At 35.6% G+C, this 7,796-nt stretch carries 8 protein-coding genes; all 8 read left to right on the top strand.

Annotated features, from left to right (window positions below; genetic code table 11):
- Positions 1–507: 507 nt before the first annotated feature.
- The 8 genes from rpmH (at position 508) to noc (ending at position 7,759) form a co-directional block, all read left to right on the top strand.
- Positions 508–642 (top strand): 50S ribosomal protein L34, encoded by a 135-nt coding sequence (rpmH, locus tag ACW0JX_RS26840; RefSeq protein WP_000831901.1) that lies wholly within the window; start codon positions 508–510, stop codon positions 640–642.
- 76 nt (positions 643–718) lie between these two features.
- Complete coding sequence (rnpA, locus tag ACW0JX_RS26835) at positions 719–1,066, top strand: ribonuclease P protein component (protein ID WP_000726621.1); 348 nt, start codon at positions 719–721, stop codon at positions 1,064–1,066.
- A 52-nt stretch (positions 1,067–1,118) separates the two neighbouring features.
- Entirely contained in the window at positions 1,119–1,886 is a 768-nt protein-coding gene (gene spoIIIJ / locus ACW0JX_RS26830; RefSeq protein WP_000726764.1) for a YidC family membrane integrase SpoIIIJ, read from the top strand.
- Positions 1,883–2,500 (top strand): RNA-binding cell elongation regulator Jag/EloR, encoded by a 618-nt coding sequence (gene jag / locus ACW0JX_RS26825; RefSeq protein ID WP_000022795.1) that lies wholly within the window; start codon positions 1,883–1,885, stop codon positions 2,498–2,500. The genes spoIIIJ and jag overlap by 4 nt, the downstream gene beginning before the upstream one ends.
- Positions 2,501–2,726: 226 nt before the next feature.
- Complete coding sequence (gene mnmE, locus ACW0JX_RS26820; protein WP_000393762.1) at positions 2,727–4,103, top strand: tRNA uridine-5-carboxymethylaminomethyl(34) synthesis GTPase MnmE; 1,377 nt, start codon at positions 2,727–2,729, stop codon at positions 4,101–4,103.
- A 46-nt stretch (positions 4,104–4,149) separates the two neighbouring features.
- Positions 4,150–6,039: a tRNA uridine-5-carboxymethylaminomethyl(34) synthesis enzyme MnmG gene (gene mnmG / locus ACW0JX_RS26815; protein ID WP_000541052.1), complete on the top strand. Its 1,890-nt coding sequence runs from the start codon at positions 4,150–4,152 to the stop codon at positions 6,037–6,039.
- Between the two features lie 22 nt (positions 6,040–6,061).
- Complete coding sequence (gene rsmG, locus ACW0JX_RS26810; protein ID WP_459245248.1) at positions 6,062–6,781, top strand: 16S rRNA (guanine(527)-N(7))-methyltransferase RsmG; 720 nt, start codon at positions 6,062–6,064, stop codon at positions 6,779–6,781.
- Between the two features lie 105 nt (positions 6,782–6,886).
- Positions 6,887–7,759, top strand: a complete 873-nt coding sequence (gene noc, locus ACW0JX_RS26805) for a nucleoid occlusion protein (RefSeq protein ID WP_000799016.1) — start codon at positions 6,887–6,889, stop codon at positions 7,757–7,759.
- The last annotated feature ends 37 nt before the right edge of the window (positions 7,760–7,796 follow it).

Here is a 7,796-nt window from a genome sequence, read left to right as displayed (position 1 = left end):
CCTAATAAATATAAAATGTATATTTATACGAAACGTATTTTAAAACCTAAAAACGTCGTTTGTATATGAGATAGGGTTTTCGACAAAAAAAGCAAATGTGGACAACTTTTTACCCACATGTGATTAAAACTGTCCACATGTTATACACAAATTGTGGATAAGATAAAGGTGTGGAAAACTTATTCAAAGTGAAAACACAACTATAATATCAAAAAAAAGTGGCTATAGCAATGAATTTAAGAAAGTTATCCACAAAATCAATACCTTGTGGAATAAACTTGTCCACAACACGATATACTGTGTAAAAGTGGGAAAAAAGTTTGTGGATATAAAAAACGTGAAAAAACATTTATCCACAAGGAAATATAGATGCTGTGAAAAAGTATGTGAATAGGTTCAAAATGAATATTTGATGAAAATTTCTAGAACCATTGACATTTTCCTAGTTAATTAACTATAATTTATAGGACTGTCTTTAACAGATATTCCTCAGGGAGGTGTCATATAATGAAAAGAACTTACCAACCAAATAAACGTAAGCGCAGCAAAGTACATGGTTTCCGCAGCCGTATGAGCACAGCGAACGGACGTAAAGTGCTAGCAGCTCGTCGTCGTAAAGGAAGAAAAGTATTATCTGCGTAGACCACTGATCGTTCAGTGGTCTTTTTTTCTAATAATAGTGAATTTCCGCTGATGAAATACAGGAGTGTCAATTGATATGAAGAAAAAACATCGTATAAAGAAGAATGATGAATTCCAGGCGGTTTTTCAAAAAGGAAAATCAAATGCGAATCGTCAGTTTGTTGTATACCAATTAGATAAAGAAGAACAGCCAAACTTTCGCATCGGCCTTTCTGTTAGCAAAAAAATAGGAAATGCAGTAGTTCGTAATCGAATTAAGCGCATGGTCCGTCAGGCTATTACAGAGTTAAAAGATGAGATAGATTCTGGAAAAGATTTTGTTATAATAGCAAGGAAGCCTTGTGCAGAGATGACATATGAAGAAGTAAAGAAAAGCTTAATTCATGTCTTTAAACGCTCTGGTATGAAAAGAATAAAAAAGTAGCGTAAGGAAATGAATTACACTATATACATACCGAAACAAGGAGGAGCAGGCTTTGAAAAAGAAAATAGGTTTACTGGCCATGGTTATTACATTAATGGCAATTGCTACCGGCTGTAGTGAAACGGGTCAGCCGATTACATCGAAGAGCACTGGGATTTGGAATGAATATTTTGTATACCCGCTTTCTCAGTTAATCACGTATTTTGCGACATGGCTTGGTGATAATTACGGTTTAGCGATCGTTATTACGACCCTTATTATTCGTTTTGCATTATTACCATTAATGATTAAGCAAACGAAGAGTACGAAAGCTATGCAGGCGTTACAACCAGAAATGGTAAAGTTAAAAGAGAAATATAGCTCGAAAGACCAAGCAACACAGCAAAAATTACAACAAGAAATGATGCAGCTATATCAAAAAAATGGTGTAAATCCATTAGCCGGTTGTTTACCAATATTTGTTCAGATGCCTATTTTATTCGCATTTTATCATGCGATTATGAGAACATCAGAAATTAGTAAACATACATTTTTATGGTTTGATTTAGGACAGGCAGACCCTTACTATATCTTACCGGTTGTTGCAGCGATTACGACATTTATTCAGCAAAAGCTTGCAATGGCAGGAACTGCTGGTCAAAATCCACAAATGGCAATGATGATTTGGCTTATGCCGATTATGATTTTAATCTTTGCAATTAACTTCCCAGCTGCATTATCACTTTACTGGGTTGTTGGTAATATCTTTGGTATTGCTCAAATGTACTTTATCAAAGGGCCAGAGATTAAGGCTAACAAAGCTGGAGGCTCAAGCAAGTGAGTATAATTACTGCTAAAGGACAAACAGTCGAGCTGGCAGTAGAGGATGCTTTAAGGCAATTAAACACATCAAAAGATCGAGTAGATATAAATATTGTCGATGAGGGTAAAAGAGGGTTCTTAGGTTTATTTGGGAATCGTCCTGCAGTAGTAGAAGTTGTATTGAAGAAAGATCCAATTCAGGAATGTGAAGAATATTTAAGAAATGTTATTCACAATATGGGTGTGGAAGTTGAAATTAGTAAAATTGTAAAAGGACGCGAGATTGAATTTACAATTTCTGGTGATGATGTAGGAGTTTTAATTGGAAAAAGAGGTAATACATTGAACTCTTTACAGTATTTAACAAAACTTGTCGCAAATCGTAACACGAAGCAGTATATCGGTATTACACTAGATGCTGAAAATTATCGTAGTAAAAGAAAAAGTACGTTAGAATCACTTTCTTATCGATTAGCGAAACAAGTATCTAATACGAAAAAAAGAGTTATTTTAGAACCGATGCCATCTTTTGAACGAAAAATTATTCATCAGGCATTATCAAATCATCAAGGTATCAAAACAACTTCTGAAGGAAATGAACCACATCGGCATGTTGTAATATCTCCTAAATGACCGGTTGCTCAAATGAGTGCCGGTTTTTTTGAGCGAAAAATAGATGTGGATAACTAAAAAACACTAAACTTATCCACTGTGAATAAGTTTAGTGTTTTTTACATGGGGATATAATAAAATGAGTTATTCTTCTTTTGTAGATAGGTTCGTTATGGTATCCTAATAATTTAGTGAAAGAAATAATCATGTTGAAATAGAGATAAATAAGCAAGTGAGGTGAAAGGACATGGAATTTGATACAATTGCTGCGATTTCCACAGCGCTTGGAGAGGGTGCAATTGCCATTGTTCGAGTAAGTGGGGATGATGCGGTGGAGAAAGTTGACCGTATTTTTAAAGGGAAGGATTTAACAGAGGTTTCTTCTCATACTATTCATTATGGTCATATCGTTGATTTAGATACAAATCAAGTTATTGAAGAAGTTATGGTGTCTATTATGCGCGCACCGAGGACTTTTACACGTGAAAATATAGTGGAAATTAACTGTCATGGCGGACTTGTTTCAGTAAATAAAGTATTGCAACTTATTCTAGCGCAAGGAGTACGATTGGCAGAACCGGGCGAATTTACAAAACGTGCTTTTTTAAATGGACGTATCGATTTATCACAAGCAGAAGCTGTTATGGATTTGATTCGAGCAAAAACAGATCGTGCGATGAATGTAGCAATTAATCAAATGGAAGGGCGATTATCTAAATTAATTGGTCGCTTACGTCAAGAAATATTAGAAACATTAGCTCATGTTGAGGTAAATATAGATTATCCAGAATACGATGATGTAGAAGAGATGACACATAATATTTTAATTGAGAAAGCAACACATGTTCGTTCGGAAATCGAAAAAATATTAGAAACATCAAAACAAGGGAAAATCTTACGTGAAGGTATTGCTACAGCAATTATCGGTAGGCCTAATGTTGGGAAATCATCGTTATTAAATAGTCTTGTTCAGGAGAAAAAGGCAATTGTAACTGATATTGCAGGAACAACTCGTGATGTTATTGAAGAGTACGTTAATGTGCGTGGTGTACCTCTTAAACTTATAGATACAGCCGGTATTCGTGAGACAGAAGATGTTGTTGAACGAATTGGTGTGGAGCGTTCAAAAGAAATGATGAGCCAAGCAGATTTAGTATTAGTTGTTGTCAACTATAGCGAGGCTTTAACAAATGAGGATGAAGATCTATTCCATGCGGTACAAGGAAAAGACTTTATTGTTATTGTGAATAAGACTGATTTACCGCAAGCGATTGATATGGAACGTGTTACAGAGTTAGCCGAGGGAAATCGTGTTATTACAACATCCTTAATTGAGGAACAAGGAATAGATGAACTCGAAAAGGCAATAGCTGATTTATTCTTTGAAGGAACAATCGATTCTACAGATATGACATATGTTTCTAATGCGAGACATATTGGATTATTAACACAAGCGGGACAAACAATCGGTGATGCAATTGAGGCAATAGAAAATGGTGTACCAATTGATATGGTGCAAATTGATTTAACAAGAACGTGGGAAATACTTGGTGAAATTACTGGTGACACAGTCCATGAAAGCCTAATTGACCAGTTGTTCTCTCAATTTTGTTTAGGAAAATAATATAGTGATGTTTTAGAAAGATAGAGATTATTAGGAGGAATAAACAATGGGATACAATGCCGGTTCATACGATGTCATAGTAATCGGTGCAGGTCATGCAGGATGTGAAGCTGGTCTTGCGGCAGCACGAATGGGCTCAAAAACATTAATGTTAACAATTAACTTAGATATGGTAGCATTCATGCCATGTAACCCTTCTGTTGGTGGACCAGCAAAAGGGATTGTTGTTCGTGAAATTGATGCATTAGGCGGAGAAATGGGACGTAATATTGATAAAACTCATATTCAAATGCGTATGCTAAATACAGGTAAGGGTCCAGCTGTACGTGCACTTCGAGCGCAAGCTGATAAATTCTCTTACCAACATGAATTGAAGAAAACAATTGAAGAAACACCAAACTTAACGTTGTTCCAAGGAATGGTAGAGCGTTTAATCGTTGAAGAAGGTATATGTAAAGGGGTAGTTACACAAGCTGGTGCAGAATATACAGCGAAAACCGTTGTAATTACGACTGGAACATTTTTACGTGGCGAGATTATCATGGGCGATTTAAAATATTCAAGCGGTCCAAATAATCAACAACCGTCTATTACATTATCTGAGCATTTAGAGGAGCTTGGATTTGATCTTGTTAGATTTAAAACAGGGACACCTCCGCGTGTAAACAGTAATACAATTGACTACAGTAAAACAGAAATTCAACCAGGTGATGATAAGCCGCGTTCGTTCTCTTTTGAAACAACGAAATTTATTATGGATCAAATTCCATGTTGGTTGACATATACAAGTACAGAAACACACCGTTTAATAGATGAAAATTTACATCGTTCAGCTATGTATTCTGGTATGATTAAAGGAACAGGCCCTAGGTACTGTCCTTCTATTGAAGACAAAGTAGTAAGATTTAATGACAAACCACGTCATCAAATTTTCTTAGAGCCAGAAGGGCGTAATACACAAGAAGTATATGTACAAGGTTTATCCACAAGCCTACCAGAAGATGTACAACGTGACATGCTTAGAACAATTCCAGGCCTAGAAAATGTTGAAATGATGCGCACAGGTTATGCGATTGAATATGATGCAATTGTGCCAACACAATTATGGCCAACACTTGAAACGAAAAAGATTAAAAATTTATATACAGCAGGACAAATTAATGGAACTTCTGGTTACGAAGAGGCGGCAGGACAAGGGCTTATGGCTGGTATTAATGCAGCATGCCGTTCTTTAGGTAAAAAAGAAGTTGTTTTAGGCCGCGAGGATGCTTATATTGGTGTCTTAATTGATGATCTTGTAACGAAAGGTACAAATGAACCATATCGTTTATTAACGTCTCGTGCAGAATACCGTCTATTATTACGCCACGATAATGCTGATCTTCGTTTAACTGAAGTTGGTCGTGAAATAGGATTAATTAAAGAAGAGCGATATGAGCGATTTACAAATAAAAAATTACAAATTGAACAGGAAAAGGAACGTTTAAGCAGCATTATTATTAAACCACGTCCTGAAGTTCAAGAATTAATTCGCAATATTGGCGGAAGTGAATTGAAAGATGGAATACGTGCAAGTGACTTATTACGTCGTCCAGAGATGACATATGAGCATATTCATCTTTTAGTACCAAGTGAAGTAGAATTAAGTGATGAAGTTACAGAACAAGTTGAAATTCAGATTAAGTACGAAGGATATATTGAAAAATCTTTACAGCAAGTAGAGCGAATGAAGAAAATGGAGAGTAAAAAAATCCCTGTAGATATTGATTATGACGCGATTTCTAGCCTTGCTTCAGAAGCTAGACAGAAATTGAAAGATGTTCGTCCACTTTCAATGGGGCAGGCTTCACGTATTTCTGGCGTAAATCCAGCGGATATTTCCATTTTACTTGTGTATATAGAACAAGGAAAAATTGCGCGCGTATCGAACCAATAACATAGTAAGGAGATATTGCTAGATGAACATAGAACAATTTCAATCTATGCTAGAAGAGAAGGGAATCACCCTCTCTTCTAGACAATTAGAGCAGTTCAAAATCTACTTTGAAACATTAGTAGAGTGGAATGAAAAAATGAACTTAACGGCTATTACAGAAAAAGAAGAAGTATACTTAAAACACTTTTTTGATTCCATTACAGCTGCTTTTTATTATGATTTTTCAAAACCATTCTCAATTTGTGATGTTGGTGCAGGGGCTGGATTCCCAAGTATTCCTTTAAAAATCTGTTTCCCGCACTTAAAAGTAACAATTGTAGATTCATTGCAAAAACGTATTAATTTCTTAAATCACTTAGCACAAAAGTTAGAATTAAGTGATGTTGCATTTTGTCATGATCGTGCTGAAACATTTGGGAAAAAAGAAGGTGTACGTGAATCATACGATATTGTAATGGCACGTGCAGTTGCGCGTCTTTCTGTATTAAGTGAGCTATGTTTACCACTTGTAAAAGTTGGAGGAATATTCATTGCAATGAAAGGTGCAGCAGCAAACGAAGAAATCGAAAATGGCAAGTATGCTTTAGAGGTTCTAGGTGGAGAGTTAAAAGAGATGTCTACGTTCCAATTACCGTTTGAAGAGAGTGAACGTAATATTTTATTAATCGAGAAAAAGCGCAAGACACCAAAGAAATATCCACGCAAACCGGGAACACCCAATAAATTACCTATTGAAAAATAAATCTTATTAGACGTAAGATTAAATTATATAAATGAAAACGTAAATGTTTCATAGGAAACATTTTATGGAGAATAGTCAATAGGCCTAAAAGGTGGTGGAATATGTATGAAAAATACGTTTTCTCGTTTATTTGGCTTTGGAGATAAAGAGAGCGAATTCGAATTACAAGACGAAAGCCATGAAGAGATAGATAAAAAGGTATATGAGGAAATACAAGAAATTCCGATAGTAAATATTACCCCTAACCGTTATCAACCAAGAACAGTTTTTGATGATGCGCGTATTGATGAGCTAGCATTAACGATTCGTACACATGGACTTATTCAGCCGATTGTTGTAAGGCAATATGAGGACGATAAGTACGAGATTATTGCTGGAGAAAGACGTTTTCGCGCGGCAACAAAGTTAGGTTGGGAAAAGGTTCCTGCAATTATAAAGAACTTAAATGATACAGAGACAGCTTCTGTAGCTTTAATTGAAAACTTGCAACGTGAGGAACTAACGGCAATCGAGGAAGCTGTGGCATATCAAAAGCTGATTGAGTTACATAATTTAACACAAGAAGCATTGGCACAACGACTTGGAAAAGGACAATCTACAATCGCAAATAAGTTGCGATTGTTAAAGTTGCCTGAAGAAATAAAAAGTGCATTATTAGAAAAAAGCATTACAGAACGTCATGCCCGCGCTCTCATTCCTTTAAAAAATGAGGAATTACAACTGAAGGTTTTACAGGAAATTGTGGAGAAACAACTGAATGTAAAGCAAACAGAAGAACGAATTGCGAAGTTACTAGAGGAAGCAAAACCGAAGCGTAAGGCAAAGCAAAAAGCAGTAAGTCGAGATACGAGGATTGCTATGAATACAATTAGACAATCTTTACAAATGGTTACTGAAAGTGGTTTAAATGTTAATTCTGAGGAAGAAGAATTTGATGAGTACTATCAAATTACAATTAAAATTCCAAAGAAAAAATAATAATGACGTGTTAGAGACCTTATCCTATTGGAGAGGT

The organism is Bacillus sp. C-3-6, from assembly GCF_054509685.1.
The sequence above is the reverse complement of the archived record's forward strand: the minus strand, read 5'-3'. Positions and strand labels throughout refer to the sequence as shown.